The 18,627-nt window shown below is 67.4% G+C and carries 18 protein-coding genes; 11 read left to right on the top strand and 7 right to left on the bottom strand.

The window, feature by feature from the left end:
- Positions 1–36: 36 nt before the first annotated feature.
- The 6 genes from ACP26O_RS23220 to ACP26O_RS23195 all read right to left on the bottom strand — a co-directional run bounded on the left by ACP26O_RS23220 (position 37) and on the right by ACP26O_RS23195 (position 5,889).
- On the bottom strand, positions 37–942 hold the full coding sequence (locus ACP26O_RS23220) for a LysR family transcriptional regulator (protein ID WP_175664410.1): 906 nt from the start codon (positions 940–942) through the stop codon (positions 37–39).
- A 362-nt stretch (positions 943–1,304) separates the two neighbouring features.
- Positions 1,305–2,549 (bottom strand): acyl-CoA dehydrogenase family protein, encoded by a 1,245-nt coding sequence (locus ACP26O_RS23215; RefSeq protein WP_175664409.1) that lies wholly within the window; start codon positions 2,547–2,549, stop codon positions 1,305–1,307.
- 33 nt (positions 2,550–2,582) lie between these two features.
- Positions 2,583–3,341, bottom strand: coding sequence for an SDR family NAD(P)-dependent oxidoreductase (locus tag ACP26O_RS23210; protein WP_175664408.1), 759 nt, complete (start codon positions 3,339–3,341; stop codon positions 2,583–2,585).
- A 7-nt stretch (positions 3,342–3,348) separates the two neighbouring features.
- Positions 3,349–4,113, bottom strand: a complete 765-nt coding sequence (locus ACP26O_RS23205; RefSeq protein ID WP_126226383.1) for an SDR family oxidoreductase — start codon at positions 4,111–4,113, stop codon at positions 3,349–3,351.
- Between the two features lie 50 nt (positions 4,114–4,163).
- Positions 4,164–5,195, bottom strand: coding sequence for a phosphotransferase (locus ACP26O_RS23200; protein WP_175664407.1), 1,032 nt, complete (start codon positions 5,193–5,195; stop codon positions 4,164–4,166).
- Between the two features lie 19 nt (positions 5,196–5,214).
- The gene (locus tag ACP26O_RS23195) at positions 5,215–5,889 is read right to left on the bottom strand and encodes a histidine phosphatase family protein (protein ID WP_175664406.1); all 675 of its coding nucleotides are present in this window, start codon (positions 5,887–5,889) and stop codon (positions 5,215–5,217) included.
- A gap of 204 nt (positions 5,890–6,093) precedes the next feature.
- Between ACP26O_RS23195 and ACP26O_RS23190 the strand changes: the two genes are divergently transcribed.
- Together ACP26O_RS23190 and ACP26O_RS23185 are read left to right on the top strand one after the other, a co-directional pair.
- Positions 6,094–6,249: a DUF3309 family protein gene (locus ACP26O_RS23190; RefSeq protein ID WP_012365129.1), complete on the top strand. Its 156-nt coding sequence runs from the start codon at positions 6,094–6,096 to the stop codon at positions 6,247–6,249.
- A gap of 408 nt (positions 6,250–6,657) precedes the next feature.
- On the top strand, positions 6,658–7,950 hold the full coding sequence (locus tag ACP26O_RS23185) for an MFS transporter (protein WP_175664405.1): 1,293 nt from the start codon (positions 6,658–6,660) through the stop codon (positions 7,948–7,950).
- A gap of 265 nt (positions 7,951–8,215) precedes the next feature.
- On the opposite strand, the gene ACP26O_RS23180 is transcribed toward ACP26O_RS23185, so the two are convergent.
- Positions 8,216–9,166, bottom strand: coding sequence for a LysR family transcriptional regulator (locus ACP26O_RS23180; protein WP_175664404.1), 951 nt, complete (start codon positions 9,164–9,166; stop codon positions 8,216–8,218).
- Between the two features lie 155 nt (positions 9,167–9,321).
- Here ACP26O_RS23180 and ACP26O_RS23175 point away from each other — a divergent pair, with 155 nt between their 5' ends.
- The 9 genes from ACP26O_RS23175 (at position 9,322) to ACP26O_RS23135 (ending at position 18,595) form a co-directional block, all read left to right on the top strand.
- Positions 9,322–10,368 carry a 4-hydroxythreonine-4-phosphate dehydrogenase PdxA gene (locus tag ACP26O_RS23175; RefSeq protein WP_175664403.1) on the top strand — a complete coding sequence of 349 codons (1,047 nt, stop codon included), beginning with the start codon at positions 9,322–9,324 and terminating at the stop codon, positions 10,366–10,368.
- Positions 10,369–10,418: 50 nt separating this feature from the next.
- The gene (locus ACP26O_RS23170) at positions 10,419–11,591 is read left to right on the top strand and encodes an L-rhamnonate dehydratase (protein WP_175664402.1); all 1,173 of its coding nucleotides are present in this window, start codon (positions 10,419–10,421) and stop codon (positions 11,589–11,591) included.
- 8 nt (positions 11,592–11,599) lie between these two features.
- Entirely contained in the window at positions 11,600–12,517 is a 918-nt protein-coding gene (locus tag ACP26O_RS23165; RefSeq protein WP_426356328.1) for a dihydrodipicolinate synthase family protein, read from the top strand.
- Between the two features lie 95 nt (positions 12,518–12,612).
- The gene (locus tag ACP26O_RS23160; RefSeq protein WP_012365122.1) at positions 12,613–13,905 is read left to right on the top strand and encodes an MFS transporter; all 1,293 of its coding nucleotides are present in this window, start codon (positions 12,613–12,615) and stop codon (positions 13,903–13,905) included.
- A gap of 54 nt (positions 13,906–13,959) precedes the next feature.
- The gene (locus ACP26O_RS23155) at positions 13,960–14,907 is read left to right on the top strand and encodes a YncE family protein (RefSeq protein ID WP_175664400.1); all 948 of its coding nucleotides are present in this window, start codon (positions 13,960–13,962) and stop codon (positions 14,905–14,907) included.
- Positions 14,885–15,826 carry an amidohydrolase family protein gene (locus ACP26O_RS23150; RefSeq protein ID WP_175664399.1) on the top strand — a complete coding sequence of 314 codons (942 nt, stop codon included), beginning with the start codon at positions 14,885–14,887 and terminating at the stop codon, positions 15,824–15,826. Before ACP26O_RS23155 ends, ACP26O_RS23150 begins: the two co-directional genes overlap by 23 nt.
- A gap of 72 nt (positions 15,827–15,898) precedes the next feature.
- A complete protein-coding gene (locus ACP26O_RS23145; protein WP_175664398.1) occupies positions 15,899–16,921 on the top strand; it encodes a MerR family transcriptional regulator in 1,023 nt (340 codons plus the stop codon).
- A 202-nt stretch (positions 16,922–17,123) separates the two neighbouring features.
- Positions 17,124–18,080 (top strand): hypothetical protein, encoded by a 957-nt coding sequence (locus tag ACP26O_RS23140; RefSeq protein ID WP_175664397.1) that lies wholly within the window; start codon positions 17,124–17,126, stop codon positions 18,078–18,080.
- A 65-nt stretch (positions 18,081–18,145) separates the two neighbouring features.
- Positions 18,146–18,595: a GNAT family N-acetyltransferase gene (locus ACP26O_RS23135; RefSeq protein WP_175664396.1), complete on the top strand. Its 450-nt coding sequence runs from the start codon at positions 18,146–18,148 to the stop codon at positions 18,593–18,595.
- Positions 18,596–18,627 lie beyond the last annotated feature (32 nt).

Genomic DNA, 18,627 nt, shown 5'->3' with positions numbered 1-18,627 from the left:
CGGCAAGCTGGCGCACACCGGCGAACGCACGACGTATCACCGCACCTTCCCCATCCCACCCATCAGCGTCATCAACTGCTCCCGCAGCCACTGACTACCCTGGTCCTGATCGGCACTGCGATGCCAGTAGCAGAAGTATTCAAGCCCGGGCATCTCGAACGGCAGTTCGAGAATCCGCGCCGGATAGCGCTGCAGCAGCCGCAGCGGCGCGGTCAGCGCGAGATCGCCGCGCATCGCGATCAGCGGCGCGACCATGTAGTGCTGCACGCGCATCTGGATGTTGCGGCGCAGCCCCAGCCGCGTCAGCTCCGCGTCGACGTGCCCGCTGCCCTTGCGGCGGCTCGACACGTGGATGTGCCCCATCGACAGGTAGTCGTCCATGGTCAGCGTGTCGCCCTTGAACGGGTGATCGTCGCGGATCATGCACGCGTAACGGTCGCGCACGAGCAGCGCCTGGTGCAGATGCGGATCGCCGATCAGCGGCGCGTCGATCGCGATGTCCACCGAGCCGTTCGCGAGCGCGGTCGCGACTTCGCGGCGATCCATCGTGTAGCTGCGCACGTGCATGCCGGGTGCATGCGTCTGCAGCAGTTCGCCGAGCGCGGGCAGCAGCAGCGCTTCGGTCAGGTCGCTCATGCTGAGCCGGAACACGCGCTCGGACGAGGCCGGATCGAACACGTCGCCTTCGTGTGCGCTCGAATCGAGCAGTTGCAGCGCCTCGCGCACGCGGCCGACGATGTTCTCGGCCATCGGCGTCGGCATCATCCCGGCCGGCGTGCTGACGAACAGCGGATCGTTCAGCGTCTTGCGCAGCCGCGCGAGCGCGTTGCTGACGGCCGGCTGCGTGAGGTTCAGCACCTCGGCCGCGCGCGTCAGATTGCGCTTGTTGTAGATCGCCTCGAATACGACGAACAGGTTCAGATCAATCTTCGAAAGGCGCATCGCCGGGTCTCCAGGGGCCTGTTCCCGCTCATAACGGGCTTGCGAACGCGCCTTGCCGGTCGTAGTGCAAGGAGAGAGGAGCGCCGTTTGGCCATGCCAAACAAGCGACGATCGACGCCGCAATACGGCCGGCAAGGCGCGTTCCCCTGTTTGGAAAAAATCATTCGCGGGGCTGGCCGCCAGAAGGGCCGATCGCTGCGTCATGCTCCTTGCGAATACGTCGAGTATTCGCTTCGTCGCAATCCTTGCGCTCGGCCCTTCTGACGGCCAGCGCAAGCCCGTTATGAGCGGGAACAGGCCCCCATGTTACGGCGTGCGCCATCTGTTCGTCCATGCCGGCCCCGCGCATCGCGGCGCGACGCTCAGCCGCGCGGCGGCCGCGTCAGGTACGGCTCGGTCGAGCCGCGCACGCCTTCCTTGATCTCCATCCGCGCGATCGCCTGCAGGTGCACCTCGTCCGGGCCGTCGGCGAAGCGCAGCGCGCGGCCCCAGGTCCACATGTCGGCGAGCGGCGTGTCGGGGCTCAGGCCCATCGCGCCGAACACCTGCATCGCGCGGTCGCATACGTCCGTGTACACGGTCGGCACGAGCGCCTTGATCATCGAGATTTCCTTGCGTGCGGCCTTCGCGCCGACCTTGTCGATCATCCACGCGGCCTTCAGCACCAGCAGGCGCGCCTGATCGATCTCGATGCGCGAGCGCGCGATCCATTCGCCGACCGTGCCGTGACGATTCAGCGGCTTGCCGAACGCCTCGCGCGACTGTGCGCGGTCGACCATCAGCTCCAGCGCCAGCTCGGCCGCGCCGATCGAACGCATGCAGTGGTGAATGCGGCCCGGCCCGAGGCGCGCCTGCGCGAGCGCGAAGCCGCTGCCTTCCTCGCCGAGCAGGTTGCGCGCCGGCACGCGCACGTTGTCGAACGTGATCTCGCAGTGCCCTTCCGGCGCATGGTGATTGACCACCGTGATGTTGCGCACGATCGTCACGCCCGGCGTGTCGCGCGGCACGAGGATCATGCTCTGCTGCTGGTGCGACTCGGCATCGGGATCGGTCTTGCCCATCACGATGAAGATCTTGCAGTTCGGATGCGCGGCGTTCGTGATGAACCACTTGCGGCCGTCGATCACGTAGTCGTCGCCGTCGCGCCGGATACGCGTCGTGATGTTGGTCGCATCCGACGATGCCACGTCGGGCTCGGTCATCGCGAACGCCGACCGGATCTCGCCGCGCAGCAGCGGCAGCAGCCACTGTTCGCGCTGCTCCGGCGTCGCGAACATGTGCAGCAGTTCCATGTTGCCGGTGTCCGGCGCGTTGCAGTTGAACACTTCCGACGCCCAGCTCACGCGCCCCATGATCTCGGCGAGCGGCGCGTATTCGAGGTTCGTCAGGCCCGTGCCGGGCTCGTCGTCCTTCAGGTGCGGCAGGAACAGGTTCCACAGCCCTTCAGCCTTCGCGCGTTCCTTCAGCTCCTCCATGAACGACACGGGATACTGGCCCGCGTGCACTTCGTCGTTCCACTGGCGGATGCGCGGCACGATGTGCGCGTCCATGAACGCATGCACGCGTTCGCGCAGCGCTTCCACTTTCGGGGTGTAGCCAAAGTCCATGATCGACTCCTCGAGATTACGTGTTCGGTTCGGTCAGAAGGCCGAGACGCCGCCGTCGACGGCGACGGCCTGCCCGGTCAGATAAGTGTTTTCCTTCGCGCACAGCATCAGCATCGTCGCGACGATTTCGTCGGGCCGGCCGAGCCGCTTCATCGGTGAGCCCTGCGCGAGAAAGTCCTGGCGGTCGCCGATGTCGCTGTCGGTAACCATCGGCGTCGTGCTGTAGAACGGGCACACCGCGTTCACGCGGATGCCGTGGCGCGCGTATTCGAGCGCGGCCGTCTTCGTGAGCCCGACCACCGCATGCTTCGACGCCGCGTACGCGGCCAGCTTCGGCGCGCCGCCGAGCCCGGCCACCGACGCGACGTTCAGGATCACGCCTTCGCGCTGCGCGAGCATCTGGCGGATCTGGTGCTTCATCCCGAAGAACACGCCCTTCGCGTTCACCGCGAAGCTCAGGTCGAGATCGGCTTCGTCGGTGTCGATCAGCGCCTTCATCGGCGGTGCGATGCCCGCGTTGTTGATGCCGACGTCGAGCCGCCCGAAGCGCGCGGCGGCCGCCTGCACCAGCGCTGCCACGTCAGCTTCGACGCGCACGTCGCAACGCTGCGCGATCACGTCGGCGCCGGCCGCGCGCAGCGGCGCGGCCACGCGTTCGAGCGCGTCGTCGTTCAGATCGCCGAGCGCGAGCCGCGCGCCCATCGCGGCCAGTTCGCTCGCGAGCAGCGCGCCGAAGCCGCTCGCGGCGCCGGTGATCATCACGGCCTGCCCCGCATAGCTGTCGAGTTTCATCGCGCGCTCAGATCGTCAGGCCGCCGTCGACGACGATGCATTCGCCGTTCGTGTAGCTCGCCGCATCCGACACGAGATACAGCACGGTGCCGGCCATCTCGCGCGGCTCCGCGTGGCGGCGCAGCGGGATCTTCGCCATCCAGCTCTCGTAGATGTCCTTGTCGGCGAACAGCGCGCCCGCGAACTTCGTCTTCGTGAGGCCCGGCAGCAGCGCGTTCACGCGGATGCCGAACGGCCCGCACTCCTTCGCGAACGCCTTCGTCATGTTGACGACGGCCGCCTTCGTGATCGAGTAGATGCCCTGCCGGTCGCCCGGCTGCAGCGCGTTCACCGACGCGGTGTTGACGATCGCGCCGCCGCCCTGCGCCTTCATCAGCTTGCCGGCCTCGACCGACATGAAGAAGTAGCCGCGGATGTTCACGTCGACGGTCTTTTCATACGCGGCGAGATCGGTATCGAGGATGTGCCCGAAATACGGGTTCGCGGCCGCGTTGTTCACGAGGATGTCGAGCCGGCCGTGCTTGCCGCGGATCGTCTCGAACGTCGCGGCGATGTCCTCCAGCCGCCCGACGTGGCAGGCCAGCGCTTCCGCGCGGCCGCCCGCCGCGACGATCGCGTCCGCGACCGCCTGGCAGTCGTCGAGCTTGCGGCTCGACACGATCACGTGCGCGCCCTGCTCCGCGAGCAGCTTCGCGATTTCCTCGCCGATGCCGCGGCTCGCGCCCGTCACCAGCGCGATCTTGCCCGTCAGGTCGAACAGATTCGTTGCCATGTTGCCGTGCTCCTCCATGTTGTAATTTGTCGTGCCGCCGCTCGGTGATGTCAGCGGTGCGCGTCGATCACGCCGACGGCCATTTCGGCCAGCCGTCCGGTCATGGCGCCCACGCGCAGCGCCTGCTCGCTCGACGCGTTGCCCTGCAGCGCACGCGCCTTCACGCCCTGCGCGATCGCCGCGAGCCGGAAGAAACTGAACGCCAGATAGAAGTGCCAGTCGCGGATCGGCGCGAGGCCGCGCAGTTCGCAATAGCGCGCGACGATCGCCGCTTCGTCGGGAATGCCGAGTTCGGCACGATCCTGGCCCGCGAGCCCGCGCACCTGGCCGCCCGACGGCAGCCGCAGGCACATGCAGAAGTACGCGAGATCGGCGAGCGGATTGCCGAGCGTCGACAGCTCCCAGTCGAGCACCGCCTGCACGCGATAGTCGTCCCGCGCGAACATCAGGTTGTCGATCCGAAAATCGCCGTGCACCAGCGCGGGCTGGCCCGCGTCCTCCGGGCACGCGTTCGGCAGCCAGTCGATCAGCGTCTCCATCGCGTCGAGGCGCTCGGTTTCCGCCGCGCGATACTGCTTCGTCCACACGCCGATCTGGCGCTCGAAGTAGTTGCCGGGGCGGCCGTAGTCGGCGAGGCCCACCGCGTCGACGTCCACGTCGTGCAGCGCGGCCATCGTGCGCAGCAGTGCGTCGTAGCAGATCGCCCGATCAGCCTTCGGCAGTTCCGGCAGCGCAGGATCCCAGAAGATCCGGCCGTCCTCGAAGCTCATCACGTAGAACAGGCTGCCGATCACGTCGCGGTCTTCGCAGAGGTGATACGGATGCGCGACCGGCACCGCGGTGCCCGACAGCGCGGTGAGCACGCGGAATTCGCGATCGACCGCGTGCGCGGATTTCAGCAGTTCGCCGGGCGGCTGGCGGCGCAGCACGTAGCGGCCGCTCTTCGCATGCAGCAGGAAGGTCGGGTTCGACTGGCCGCCGGCAAACTTCTCCATGTCGAGCGGACCTTCGAAACCCGGCACGTGCGCTTCCAGATAGCGCGTGAGGCGGGCTACGTCGAGGGGCTGGGAAGGGTTCGTCATCGTCGCGATCGTTCGTAGGTCAGCCGTAGGTGCGCCACGCATGTCGTTCGGGATCCTCGAGATGCGGGATGCCGTTGAACGACGCCAGGTGGAACGCTTCGGCGTTGAAGAAAAACTGCGAAAGACTGCTGTTGCGGATCTGCAGGTTCAGCGCGATCGCGCTCGACGGCGGCGCGGCGAGCACCTGCTGCACCGTCACCGCGATCGGCCCGCCGGAGCTCACCGCGAGCACGCGCTGGCTGCCGCCGCGGCGGATCGCGGCGCGCGCGTCGGAAACGCGTTGCTGGAAATGCGCCCAGGTTTCGGGCGCGGTGTCGCCGAGCTTGTCGTCGGCCCACAGATGCAGCACCTGTCGCAGCGCGCGAAAGTACTCCTTCATCGAGCCGGCCGCGAGCCTCGCGATCTCCGGATAGTCGCTGGCCGCCGCCGCGAACAGCCCGTGGAAGTCGTATTCGTTCAGCCCAGGATGGCGGTCGACCGGCGCGCCTTCGCGACCCATCCCGCGCAGGATCGCGGCGACCGTCTGCGCATGCCGGTTCATCGTGCCGCAGATCACGCGGTCGAACGTCAGGCCCTGCCGGGCGAAGTATTCGCCGAGCCACACGCCCTGCTGCTCGCCGGCAGCGGACAGCCGGTCGTAGTCGTCCGTGCCGAACGACGCCTGCCCGTGCCGTACCAGAAAGAGTTCAGCCATTGCATGTCCGCCTGAATGGAACCGAAGGCCCAGCATAGCGATCGCGCTTACATTTTTGAAATTTATTTTCTGAATCGATTGGTATTCATGGAATGAATTCCACCGATTCAGACAATGCGCTTTCAGAGAGTTTCGAGTTGCCCAGTGTCGCGGCACGCGAATTGCGACAGCAGGCACCGTCATATCACCACTCAGGAGGGTGCGATGCTCGGTACGATCCTTATCATCGTTCTGATTCTGCTGCTCATCGGAGCATTTCCTGCATGGCCCCACAGCCGGAGCTGGGGCTACTGGCCATCGGGCACTCTCGGGCTGGTCGTCGTCATCGTCGTGATACTGGTGTTGCTGGGGCGGATTTGAGCGGGAAGGCGCGCGTGCCGGTTGAACGCCCACGCGCGCCTTCCCCTGTCGCCGCCATCACTTCTTTACAAAGGCAAGCGATGATCGGCACCTCTGTAGCCCGTGCGGGCGGCATCTGATGCCGTCGACCCACGCGGGCGGGACATCGCTGTCCGTTGCTCGCGCACCGATCCGCTCCGATCCCGCAGAACGTGTTTCCCGCCGCCCTCGAGCAACGCCGCGCGTACGTCGCGCATCAGCAGGGAGGATCGTCCTCCCGCGCGACCCGCGCCCGCCAATTCCGAACGCCTCAGGTTATCAATTGATCGAAAAGATTCATTAGACGGTGCCTCCTCCTGCGCGCGATGCTGGCCCCGCCCGTGAACGCTGCGTCATTGCAACGCCGCGCACGAAAATGGAGTGAGACACATGCCTACCGATCACCGTCAACGGCGCCACACGCTGTGGCTGCTATGCGCGCTTTCGTTCATCCTCTACGTCGACCGCGTGAACCTCGCGACCGCGGCCGGCGCGATCAAGGCTGAACTCGGCCTGTCGAATACCGAGCTCGGCATCGCGTTCTCCGCGTTCGCCTATTCGTATGCAATCTGCCAGATCGGCGGCGGGTGGATCGCCGACCGCTTCGGCGCGCGCATCACATTGATTGGCTGCGGACTGATCTGGGTCGCGTCGACGTTCATGACCGGGCTCGTGCACAGCCTCGCGCTGCTGTTCGCCGCGCGCCTGCTGCTCGGGATCGGCGAAGGCGCGACGCTGCCCGCGCAGGCCCGCGCGATCACGCACTGGTTCTCGCGCGAACGGCGCGGCGTCGTGCAGGGCTTCACGCATTCGTTCTCGCGGCTCGGCAACGCGGTCACGCCGCCGATCGTCGCCGCGCTGATGACGTGGCTGTCGTGGCGCGCGGCATTCTTCGTGATCGGCGCGGTGACGCTGGTGTGGCTCGTGTGGTGGGTCGTCGGCTTCCGCGAGTACCCGCGCGCAGAAGGCGACGGCAATGGCGTCGGCCGCACGCACACCGCTGCGACCGCCCGCCGGGCAGCGCCATCCGGCCCGACGCCGTGGGGGCCGCTGTTCCGTCGGATGGCGCCGACGATCTTCGTGTACTTCTGCTACGGCTGGACCGCGTGGCTGTTCTTCACGTGGCTGCCGACCTTCTTCCTGAACGGCCAGGGCCTTAACCTGAAATCGACTGCGCTGTTCGCGTCAGGCGTGTTCTTCGCGGGCGTGGTCGGCGACACGCTCGGCGGCTGGCTGTGCGACCGCATCTATCGCAAGACCGGCAACCTCGCGCTGTCGCGCCAGAGCGTGATCGTCACGAGCTTTACCGGCGCGCTCGTCTGCCTGCTGCCGCTTGCGTTCGTGCATTCGACGGCCGGCATCGCGCTGTGCCTGTCCGGGTCGTTCCTGTGCCTCGAACTGACGATCGGGCCGATCTGGGCCGTGCCGAGCGACATCGCGCCGCAACACGCGGGCATCGCGAGCGGGATGATGAACGCGGGTTCGGCGATCGCGGGGATCCTGTCGCCGATCCTGTTCGGCTATCTCGTCGATCACACCGGCAGCTGGACGGTGCCATTCGTCGGGTCGGTCGCGATGCTGCTGATCGGCATCGTCGCCGCGCTGCGGATCCGGCCGGATCGCGCGTTGTCGGAAGCGACGCCGCCGCTCGCCGAAGCGCCGGTTGCACCGTCGGCGCGCTGAAGCCGTTCGCTTCGGGTTCGCCTGCCTCCCCCGTCTCGCCAGCGTCGCCAGCGTCGCCGTCGCGCTTCACTGCGTTCCGCGATGGTGGTGCCTCGGCTGGTTCGGCTGGTTCGGCTGGTTCGGCTGGTTCGGCGGATTCGGCGGATTCGGCGGATTCGGCCGACGCGGCTTGTTCGGCGTGCTTGGCTGGCTCGGCCGATTCGGCTGGTTCGGTCGCCTCGGCTGGCGCGGCTGGCTCGGCCGCCTCGGCTGGCAAACCGCGCCGTTACGCGGCGCCGTCATCGCCCGGCCCGCCTTCCCGGTGGAACAGCGCGAGAAACTGCTGCGCGGGAATGCTCAGCGGCCGGTCGCGGCGCACGAGACTCCCGTACGACGGCAGCTTCTGGCCAAGCTCGTAATCGAGGATCGCCACGAGCCCGTGCTCCGCGTTGCGCTGCGCGACCGTCAGCGGAATCACGCCGAGCATGTGCGAACGGTCGACGAGGTTCATCGTCGTCAGGATCGATCCCGTCTCGACAAGGCCCCGAGGCATCGGCTGGTGACGCGCGCGGAACTCGCGCTCGACGACCTCGCGCGCCGGGCTGCCGGCCGGCTGCAGGATCCACGTGTAATCGAGCAGCGCGTCGAATTCGATCGGCCCGGCGCCGGCAAGCGGATGGTCGCGGCCCGCGATGATCGCGAGCGCCTCGTCGTCCACCACGCGGAAGTCGCAATCGGTGCCGACGTTGCGTCCGATCACCACTTCGAGCACGCCTTCGCGCAACTGCGGCATCAGCCGGTCGCTGGTATCGACCGCGATGTCGATCGCGAGCAGCGGATAACGCGCCTTCAACCGCACCAGCGCCTCGGTGAGCCGCCCCGGTGACGCGGCCATGATGCTGCCGATCGCGAGCCGCCCCGCGCTGCCGAGCTGCAGCTCGCCCAACTCGCGATTGAGCGCCTCCATGCTGCCGCGAATTCCGCGGAAATAGCCGAGCACGCGCTCGCCGGCCGGGTTCAGCACGAGCCCGCGCCCGACGCGGTCGAACAGCCGCTGGCCGAGCGCGCTTTCCAGCTCGGCCAGCATCTTCGTCGCGGCCGGCTGCGTGAGGCCCAGCTGCCCGGCGGCCGCGTGCAGCGTCGAGCATTCATCCACCGCGAGCAGCAGCGCGATCTGCCGCATCCGCAGCCGGTTCAGCAATTGGGGAGTCGAGTCTCGTCGATCGATCGAGCCCATTTCGATTACTCCAGGTTATCGATTCATCAAGAGTTTTCAATTTACCGACTCATTCCGTCTACCTAGCATGAACCCCATAGACCAACGGCCACGCGCCGCCACCGGAGACACCGCATGAACCCGCAACCGACCGCCGCCCGTCACGGAGACGCCCGATGACGACCACCGCTGCCCTGCCCGTCGTCGCGCTGACGCTGGGCGACCCCGCCGGCATCGGCGCCGAACTGATCGCGAAACTGCTCGCGCGGCCCGACGCGACGCGCCGCGCGAACCTCGTGCTGATCGGCGACCGCTGGCTGTGGGAAGCCGGCCAGCGCGTCGCCGGCGTGACGGTCGAGGTCGAGCCCGTCGAATCGCTCGCCGCCGTGCGCGGCCGGCCATCCACCGCGCGCGCCGCGTTCGTCGCGGTCGACACGATCGATCCCGCGCAGGTCACGGTCGGCCAGCCCGGCGCGGCCGGCGGCCGCTCGACGCTGACCGTGCTCGACCAGTGTCTCGACGCCGCGCTCGCCGGCGACATCGACGCGATCTGCTTCGCGCCGCTGAACAAGTACGCGATGAAGCTCGGCGGGCTCAGGCACGACGACGAGCTGCACCACTTCGCGGCCGCGCTCGGCGTGACAGGCTACTTCTGCGAATTCAACACGCTCGGCGAACTGTGGACCGCGCGCATCTCGTCGCATATTCCGCTGAAGGAAGCGGCGGCCCAACTGAGCGTCGAGCGCATCGAACAGGCGTCCGAACTGATTTACCGGTCGTTGCTCGCGAACGGCGTCGCGACGCCGAAGGTCGCGATCGCCGCGTTCAACCCGCACGGCGGCGACGGCGGCAGCTGCGGCCGCGAGGAAGTCGACATCATCGAGCCGGCGGTGCGCAAGCTGCAGTCGCGCGACTGGCCGACCGACGCGCCGTTCCACGGCCCGTTCCCCGCCGACACGATCTTCCTGAAGGCGCAGGCCGGCGACTACCAGGCGATCGTCACGATGTACCACGACCAGGGGCAGATCGCGATCAAGCTGCTCGGCTTCTCGCGCGGCGTGACCGTGCAAGGCGGGCTGCCCGTGCCGATCACGACGCCCGCGCACGGCACTGCGTACGACATCGCGGGGCGCGGCACGGCCGACGTCGGCGCGACCTGGCAGGCGCTGCAGATCGCGTGCCGGATGGGCGCCGCGCGCCGCACGCCCGCCGTTTCGGCGTGACGCTCGCGCGCCGCTTGCACACGACAACATCGATTCCAGGAGACACCAACATGAAGATCCGCTCCGTGCGCGCCCGCGTATTCCAGTGGAAAGGCAAGACCGTCCCGCCGCAGGGCAACTTCTGCTCGAACGCGATGGACCTGCTGTACGCGCCGCAGGAAACCATGAGCACGTTCCGCTTCCATGCGTGGACCGTCGTCGAAGTCGAGACCGACGACGGCATCGTCGGCCTCGGCAACGTCGCGCTCGCGCCGCACATCGCGAAAGCGATCATCGACCAGTACCTCGCGCCGCTCGTGATCGGCCAGGACCCGTGGGACTACGAGTATCTGAACCAGCGGATGTACCGCGCGACCCACGCGTGGGGCCGCAAGGGCATCGGCATGGCGGCGATCTCGGCGGTCGACATCGCGATCTGGGACATCCTCGGCAAGAGCGTCGGCAAGCCCGTGTTCAAGCTGCTCGGCGGCCGCACGAAGGAAAAGATCCCCTGCTATTACTCGAAGCTCTACCGCACCGACCTGAAAGAGATGCAGGACGAGGCGCAGCGCTATATGAAGGAAGGCTTCCGCGCGTTCAAGATGCGCTTCGGCTACGGGCCCGCGCACGGGCAGCAGGGCGTGACGGAGAACCTGAAGTCGGTCGCGGCGATCCGCGAGGTGATCGGCTACGACAACGACCTGATGCTCGAGTGCTACATGGGCTGGAATCTCGAGTACGCGAAGCGCATCCTGCCGAAGCTCGAGAAATACCAGCCGCGCTGGCTCGAGGAACCGGTGATCGCCGACGACATCGACGGCTACGCCGAACTGAACCAGCTCACGCGCATCCCGATCTCCGGCGGCGAGCACGAGTTCTCGCTGTACGGCTTCAAGCAGTTGCTGGACCGCAGGGCCGTGTCGGTCGTGCAGTACGACACGAACCGCGTCGGCGGGATCACGATGGCGCACAAGATCAATGCGCTGTGCGAGGCGTACAGCGTGCCGGTGATTCCGCATGCGGGCCAGATGCACAACTATCACCTGACGATGAGCACGCTCGCGTCGCCGATGAGCGAATACTTCCCGATGTTCGACGTGGAAGTGGGCAACGAGCTGTTCTATTACATCTTCGACGGCGAGCCGGTGGCCGAGAACGGCTTCCTGCAATTGCGCGACGACGTGCCGGGCCTCGGTCTCACGCTGAAGACCGAGTTCCTCGACCAGTTCGACATCGTCGAGTGAGCACGGCCATGAACGCACGCTACCAGGGCGTCTTTCCGGTCGCGCCGACCATCTTCGACGCGCACGGCGCGCTCGACCTCGACGGCCAGCGCCGCTGCCTCGACTTCATGATCGATGCCGGCTCGCAGGGCATCTGCATTCACGCGAACTACTCGGAGCAGTTCGCGCTCGGCGACGACGAACGCGAGCTCATCACGCGCACGACGCTCGAACACGTCGCCGGCCGCGTGCCGGTGATCGTCACGACGTCGCATTTCAGCGCGCGCATCTGCGCGGAACGCAACCGCCACGCACAGGCGTGCGGCGCCGCGATGGTGATGGTGATGCCGCCGTACCACGGCGCGACGTTCCGCGTGCCGGAAGCGCAGGTGCGCGCGTTCTTCCGCGAAGTCGCCAACGGTATCGACATTCCACTGATGATCCAGGACGCGCCCGCGAGCGGCGTCGCCCTGCCTGCGTCGTTGCTCGCGACGCTCGCGCGCGAGATCGACGCCGTGTCGTACGTCAAGATCGAGACGGCTGGCGCCGCGTCGAAGCTGCGCGAGCTGATCGCGCTCGGCGGCGACGCGATCGAAGGGCCGTGGGACGGCGAGGAAGGCATCACGCTGCTCGCCGACCTCGATGCCGGCGCAACCGGCGCGATGACGGGGGGCGGCTACCCGGACGGTATCCGCCGGATCACCGACGCGTATTTCACCGGACGCCGCGACGAAGCATGCGAGCAGTACGCGCGCTGGCTACCGCTGATCAACTACGAGAACCGCCAGTCTGGTTTCCTGACCGCGAAGGCGCTGATGAAGGAAGGCGGCGTGATCGCGTGCGACCAGCCGCGCACGCCGTGGCCCGAACTGCACCCCGAGGTACGCGCGGGCCTGCTCGACGTGGCGCGGCGGCTCGATCCGCTCGTGCTGCGCTGGGGACGCTAGCCACACACCGGTTGCCCCTGCAACAACGTTGCGCATCGGCGTGACGGCGGTCCGACAGATGGCCGCCGCCGCTCGTCACATGGATCGGAGACACCATGAACCTGTTGAACCCCGCCACCCCGGCCTATGAAGCCGGCGAAGCCATTCCGCGCCGCCGCTGGCTGCGCGTGATTCCGCCGCTGCTGCTCGCCTGCATCGTTTCGTACATGGATCGCGTGAACATCGCGTTCGCGATGCCGGGCGGGATGAACGCCGATCTCGGCATGGACGCGACGATGGCCGGCCTCGCCGGCGGCATCTTCTTCTTCGGCTACCTGTTCCTGCAGATCCCCGGCGGCCGGCGCGCGGCGCTCGGCAGCGGCAAGACCTTCATCGCCTGGTCGCTCGTGAGCTGGGCCGTGCTGTCGGTGCTGACCGGGCTCGTCACCCACACGTGGCAGTTGCTGACGCTGCGCTTCCTGCTCGGCGTGGCCGAGGGCGGGATGCTGCCCGTCGTGCTGACGATGGTCAGCCACTGGTTTCCCGACCGCGAACGCGGCCGCGCGAACGCGATGGTCATCATGTTCGTGCCGCTCGCCGGCATGATCACCGCGCCGCTGTCCGGCTTCATCCTCGCCGCGTACGATTGGCGTCACCTGTTCTTCAGCGCCGGCGCGCTGTCGCTGCTGTGCCTGTTCGCGTGGATGATGTTCGCCGATGACGGCCCGCAAACCGCGCGCTGGGTGTCGCCGCGCGAGAAGGCGTACATCCTCGACGCGCTGCGCGACGAACAGGCGCGCAAGCAGGCCGCCGGCGCGCCGGCCGCCGCGTCGTTCGGCGCGATACTGCGCAACCCGACGATCTGGCTGCTGATCGCGATCAACTTCTGCTATCAGGTCGGCATCTACGGCTATACGATGTGGCTGCCGACTCTGCTGAAGAACCTCACGCACGGCGGGATGGGCAAGGTCGGCCTGCTCGCGATGCTGCCGTATGTCGCGATGGTGATCGGGATGTTCGCCACGTCGTATTTGTCAGACCGAACCGGCAAGCGCCGTCTGTTCGTGCTGCTGCCGCTCGTCGGCTTCGCCGCGTGCCTCGCGCTGTCGGTGCTCACGCATGCATCGATGGTCGTGTCGTTCGCGTTCCTGATCGGTTGCGGCTTCTTCCTGCAGGCGGCCGCCGGCGTGTTCTGGGCGATTCCGCCGAAGCTGTGCAGCGTCGAGACGGCCGGCAGCGCGCGCGGCCTGATCAACGCGCTCGGCAACCTCGGCGGCTTCTGCGGGCCGTATGCGGTCGGCGTGCTGACCCAGCACGTGAGCGCGGCGGCCGGCGTGTACAGCCTCGCCGTCACGCTCGCGGTGGCCGGCCTGCTCGCGCTGACGCTGCCGAAGCGCTGCGAAGGCTGACGCGCACCGACACGCGAACACGCAGTCATGCGAACGAAACAACGGAGACACACCATGAACGACATCCTGTTGCTGGTGCAGAAATGCGCCCATACCTTCAGCTTCTACGACCTCGAGACGAAAGCCGCGCTCAAGCATCTCGTGCTGCCGAATTTCCCGCACGAATTCACCGTCGATGTGAACGAACGATTCGCGTACGTCGGCATCTTCGGGATCGAGACGGCCTGGTCGCGCGGCCATGAAGGCGATCACCGGATCGCCGAGATCGACCTCGTCGAGCGCATGCATACGCGGATGCTCGACCTGTGGCCGTACTACCGGCCGCACGGGATGGCGACCGATCGTGACGGCCGGCTGTACGCGATGAGCGAAGCGCACGACATGCTGCTCGTGTTCGACGAACCGACCCGCCAGAGCGTGCCGAACATGGCCGTGCCGTCCGGCGGCGTGAAGACCCACCTCGTGACGCTCACGCGCGATGCAAGCCGCGCGTACGGCGTGCATCTGCTGTCGAACACGGTCACGCAGTTCCATCCGCGCGACGCGACCGTCGCGCCGCGCGCGGTGATGCCCGGCCCGCGTCCCGAAGGCAATGCGCTGTCGGGCGACGAGCGCACGCTGTTCGTCGCGAATCGCGGCGACGACACGCTCGTCGAGATCGACACCGACACGATGACCTGCGGCCGCCGCGTGAAGACGCGCAGCGATCCGAACCGCATCTACCGCACCAGCGCGCCGGACGGCCGCGACCTGCTGCTGCTGACGAATTCCGGCGAGCGGTCGATCTCGGTGTTCGATACGCGGCAGCTGGAGGAGATCGAACGCGTCGCGCTGCCCGCGAACCCGACCGCGCTGTCGTTCCATCCGTCGCGGCGCGTCGCGTACGTGTCGTTCCAGGACGACTACGTGCGCGAGCTCGATCTCGATGCGTGGCGGTTCGTCGGCGCCTGGCCGACGCTGCGCGAACCCGATGCGTCGTATGTGCTCGCAGGCGCGCGCTGAGCGGCACGGCGACGCGCTGCCGGCGGCCATCGTCGACGCGCATCACCACCTGTGGCAGCTCGGCGCGGGTGCGCACTATCCGTGGCTGCAGGAATGCTACGACCCGGCGCGCTTCATGTTCGGCGACTACGCGGCGCTGTGCCGCGACTTCGGCGTGGACGACTACCGGCATGCCGCACAGCGCGCGCCGATCGTCGCGAGCGTGCACGTCGAGGCCGAACGGGCGCGCGACGAAGCGCTCGCGGAAACGCGCTGGCTGCACGAGGTCGCGGCCGCGCACGGGCTGCCTTCGGCCGTCGTCGCGTGGGTCGACCTGCTGGCCGACGATGCGCACGAGCGGCTCGCCGAACAGGCCGCGTGGCCGCGCGTGCGCGGCGTGCGGTTCAAGCCGCGCACCGCCGCGGCGCCGGATGTGTCCGTCGACGGGCCGGGCACGCTGCGCGATCCGCGCTGGCCGGCCGCGCTGGAGCGGCTCGCCGCGTATGGCCTCGGCTGGGATCTGCGCGTGCCGTTCTGGCATCTCCGCGACGCGGCCGCGCTGCTGGCCGATGCGCCCGATATCGACGTCGTGCTCGAACACGCGGGGCTGCCGTGGGATCGCTCGGAAGCTGGGCTCGCGCGGTGGCGCAGCGGCATGGAAGCATTGGCCGCATCGCCGCGCGTGACCGTGAAGATCTCGGAACTCGGCTTGCGCGACGCGATGTGGAACGAGGCGGACAACGCGCGGATCATCCGCGACACGATCGCGATATTCGGCTGGCAGCGCTGCCTGTTTGCGAGCAATTTTCCGGTGGCGGGGTTGCGCGTGACGTATCCGGCGTTGCTGCGTACGTTTGCCCGCGCGATGGCGGACCTCGACGACGCGGCGCGTCAGGCGATCTGGCATGACAATGCGATGTGCGTGTACCGGATTGCGTGAACGCGCTTGACCCGGCCCTTGGGGTCGCCTTTATGCTGGCGGTGTCGAATCGACGGCAGACAGGGGTGACGAATGGGCACGTCCACGCTTCGCTTGAGCGCTTCGGCGGCAGCCGCGCGGCTCGGTGTCTCGGTGAAGGCGCTGCGGGTCTATGAGCGGCACGGCCTCGTCGCGCCGGAGCGAACGCCGGCGGGCTATCGGGTGTACGGCCCCGAGGACCTCGCACGCGCGGCCGACATCGTCGCGCTGCGCGCGCTTGGCCTGAGCCTGGCGCAAGTTTCGAGCGTGCTCGGTGGCGACGCGCGCAGTCTCGATGACGCGCTGGCCGCTCACGAAGCGGCGCTCGACCTCGGCATTCAGGATCTCGTCCACAAGCTCGATCGAGTGCGTGCGATGCGCACCGGCCTTGCGCGCGGCCGGATGCCGTCCGACGGGGAGCTGACGCAGCTGCTGGACGATCGCGGCGCCGGTGTCGCGTTCAATCTGCCGTGGCCGTGGGGTGGCGAGTGGTTCGAGTTTCGCGACATTCGCCCGTTGAACTACATCATCGGCTCGCTGGGAAGCGGCAAGACGCGACTGGCGATGCGGCTGGCCGAGGCGCTGCCCGGCGCGGTGTTCGTGGGACTCGATCGGCTGGAAAACGGCGCTGCTGCGTCATCTGCGGCGCTGCAGGCCGACCCGGCGTGGCACGCGCGTGTGGCGCGCGCTTTGGCGTCGCTCGCCGACGGCGGCGCGACGCAATCGCCGGCCCTGACCGCGCTGCTTGCATGCCTCGAAGCGCCGGGCCCGAGCGCATTGGTCGTCGATTTGATCGAACAGAATCTCGACCGGCCGACGCAACAGACGTTGATCGCGTGGCTGCGTGCACGCACCGCGGCCGACGCGCGTCCGTTGTTCCTGATGACGCGTTCGTCGGCCATCCTCGATCTGTCGGCGGTCGGGCCCGATGAGGCGATCATCCTGTGTCCGGCGAATCACCATCCGCCTTCCCGCGTGGCGCCTTACCGTGGTGCGCCCGGCTACGAAGCCGTGGCGATGTGCCTGGCGTCGCCCGAAATCCGCGAGCGGATCGCCCGCAGGCCGGAAGCGGCGTAACCCGCTGCACGCACGAGTCGGCGGTCGTCACCGGGAAAGTAGTGGAAAAGTTCGATGCTTGCAGGGCACTGTCGGGACACGTCGGACGATCGCCCTGGCCTGATGGCCAACGTCGCGCGCAGCCGATCGATCGCGCTTAACATGCAAGGCATCCGAACGAATTCGATTCCTGTATCGTCCACGTCTCCAGCCGACATTTCGCATGACCGCACGCCATGAAAACCGTACCGGCCCGGCCGAATTCGGCCACCTCGACACCATGAGCCGATTTCGCGTCACTTACGACGGGCCCGCACTCGAATCTTCCGAAATGGACGTGCGCGAACTCGCGCCCGCACTGCTTGCGATCGGAGATTTGCTCGAGGCGTCGACACGCGCACTGTGCGGCGATCAGGTTCGGCCGCGCGTGAACGTGCGCGGCAGCTTCAAGACCGGCAGCTTCGGGATCGACTTCACGCTCGCGACCTCGCTGCTCGGCCGCATGCGCGACCTACTGAGCGGCAACGAAAGCACGGCGCTTGCCAACGCGGTCACGATCCTGACCGCGCTCGGCATCGCCGCGCCGAAGGCGAGGAAGGGGCTCTTCGCTGTACTCAAGTGGTTGCGCGGGCGCGAGATCCAGCGGGTGCAGATGCAGGACCACACCGCGACGCTGCACGTGGACGGCGAGCAACTCGAGATCGACCTGTCGGTCCTCACGCTGCTGCGCGACGTCGGCGTTCGACAGGCCACTGAGCACGTGCTTGCGCCGCTTGCGCGCGACGGCATCGTGATTTTCGCGACCGGCACCGACACAGAGGTAGTCGAGACGATCACCCGCGATGAGATCGCGTGGTTTCACGCGCCCGGACAAACCGACGCGCTCCTTCTCGACGAACATCGAAAGATGGCGTTCTCAATCGTGTCGCTCGCGTTCAAGGACGACAACAAGTGGCGGCTGTACGACGGCGCGTCGACGATTCACGCGGCGATCACGGATGCCGGCTTCCTGTCGCGCGTGAACAACAGCCAGATCAGTTTCAGCAAGGGTGACGTGCTCGTCTGCAATGTCCGTATGCAGCAGTGGCAAACCTCGGACGGAGCAAAAACCGAATACGAAGTCACGGATGTCCTCGAGCATCGCCCGGCGGGGCGGCAGATTCAGTTGCCGGGGCTTTGACCTGTGTCGCGATTGCTGCAATCATCGGCGTCGAAGCTCGAGCCCCGAGCGCATCCCCATCGCTCATGAAACCGGCGATCCGCCTGCGTCCCGCATCCTCGTCCGACCTGCCCTTTCTGCTGATGCTGCGCCGGCTCATGATGACCGAGCATCTGCAACGCGTCGGCGCGCCTGCCGACGATGCAGCGCACCACCGGCGCATCGCGGCGAACTTCGAAGACGCGATGATCGTCTGCGAAAGCGCCGGTGCCGGCGTCAACGCGATCGGATTGCTGAAGGTGACACGCTCCGCCGACGAATGGCACGTTCACCAGATCCAGATCCTGCCGGCCCGGCAAGGGCAACGCATCGGCGAAGCCGTGCTGCGCGAGTTGCTGGTCGAAGCCGCACGTGCGCACGTGCCCGTATCGCTCAGCGTGCTGCACGGCAATCCCGCACGGCGACTCTACGAACGCCTCGGTTTTCGCCTCGCATCGGAAACGGAACACAGTGCGAATCTGATATGGCGCGCGTGAGATCGAGCATCCCAGTCGACCGCCCCCGCACG

The organism is Burkholderia sp. R-40 (assembly GCF_049942845.1).
In the GTDB taxonomy this organism is placed as follows: domain Bacteria; phylum Pseudomonadota; class Gammaproteobacteria; order Burkholderiales; family Burkholderiaceae; genus Burkholderia; species Burkholderia ambifaria.
This window is presented reverse-complemented; position numbering and strand designations above follow the sequence as displayed.

What these genes read in the sequence shown, in the direction of transcription:
- ACP26O_RS23145 (WP_175664398.1), top strand. Translation starts at nt 15,899, where the DNA reads ATGGGCACGTCCACGCTTCGCTTGAGCGCTTCGGCGGCAGCCGCGCGG.
- ACP26O_RS23160 (WP_012365122.1), top strand. Translation starts at nt 12,613, where the DNA reads ATGAACCTGTTGAACCCCGCCACCCCGGCCTATGAAGCCGGCGAAGCC.
- ACP26O_RS23150 (WP_175664399.1), top strand. Translation starts at nt 14,885, where the DNA reads ATGTGCTCGCAGGCGCGCGCTGAGCGGCACGGCGACGCGCTGCCGGCG.
- ACP26O_RS23165 (WP_426356328.1), top strand. Translation starts at nt 11,600, where the DNA reads ATGAACGCACGCTACCAGGGCGTCTTTCCGGTCGCGCCGACCATCTTC.
- ACP26O_RS23155 (WP_175664400.1), top strand. Translation starts at nt 13,960, where the DNA reads ATGAACGACATCCTGTTGCTGGTGCAGAAATGCGCCCATACCTTCAGC.
- ACP26O_RS23200 (WP_175664407.1), bottom strand. Translation starts at nt 5,195, where the DNA reads ATGACGAACCCTTCCCAGCCCCTCGACGTAGCCCGCCTCACGCGCTAT.
- ACP26O_RS23210 (WP_175664408.1), bottom strand. Translation starts at nt 3,341, where the DNA reads ATGAAACTCGACAGCTATGCGGGGCAGGCCGTGATGATCACCGGCGCC.
- ACP26O_RS23140 (WP_175664397.1), top strand. Translation starts at nt 17,124, where the DNA reads ATGACCGCACGCCATGAAAACCGTACCGGCCCGGCCGAATTCGGCCAC.
- ACP26O_RS23180 (WP_175664404.1), bottom strand. Translation starts at nt 9,166, where the DNA reads ATGGGCTCGATCGATCGACGAGACTCGACTCCCCAATTGCTGAACCGG.
- ACP26O_RS23175 (WP_175664403.1), top strand. Translation starts at nt 9,322, where the DNA reads ATGACGACCACCGCTGCCCTGCCCGTCGTCGCGCTGACGCTGGGCGAC.
- ACP26O_RS23135 (WP_175664396.1), top strand. Translation starts at nt 18,146, where the DNA reads ATGAAACCGGCGATCCGCCTGCGTCCCGCATCCTCGTCCGACCTGCCC.
- ACP26O_RS23220 (WP_175664410.1), bottom strand. Translation starts at nt 942, where the DNA reads ATGCGCCTTTCGAAGATTGATCTGAACCTGTTCGTCGTATTCGAGGCG.
- ACP26O_RS23170 (WP_175664402.1), top strand. Translation starts at nt 10,419, where the DNA reads ATGAAGATCCGCTCCGTGCGCGCCCGCGTATTCCAGTGGAAAGGCAAG.
- ACP26O_RS23195 (WP_175664406.1), bottom strand. Translation starts at nt 5,889, where the DNA reads ATGGCTGAACTCTTTCTGGTACGGCACGGGCAGGCGTCGTTCGGCACG.
- ACP26O_RS23215 (WP_175664409.1), bottom strand. Translation starts at nt 2,549, where the DNA reads ATGGACTTTGGCTACACCCCGAAAGTGGAAGCGCTGCGCGAACGCGTG.
- ACP26O_RS23190 (WP_012365129.1), top strand. Translation starts at nt 6,094, where the DNA reads ATGCTCGGTACGATCCTTATCATCGTTCTGATTCTGCTGCTCATCGGA.
- ACP26O_RS23185 (WP_175664405.1), top strand. Translation starts at nt 6,658, where the DNA reads ATGCCTACCGATCACCGTCAACGGCGCCACACGCTGTGGCTGCTATGC.
- ACP26O_RS23205 (WP_126226383.1), bottom strand. Translation starts at nt 4,113, where the DNA reads ATGGCAACGAATCTGTTCGACCTGACGGGCAAGATCGCGCTGGTGACG.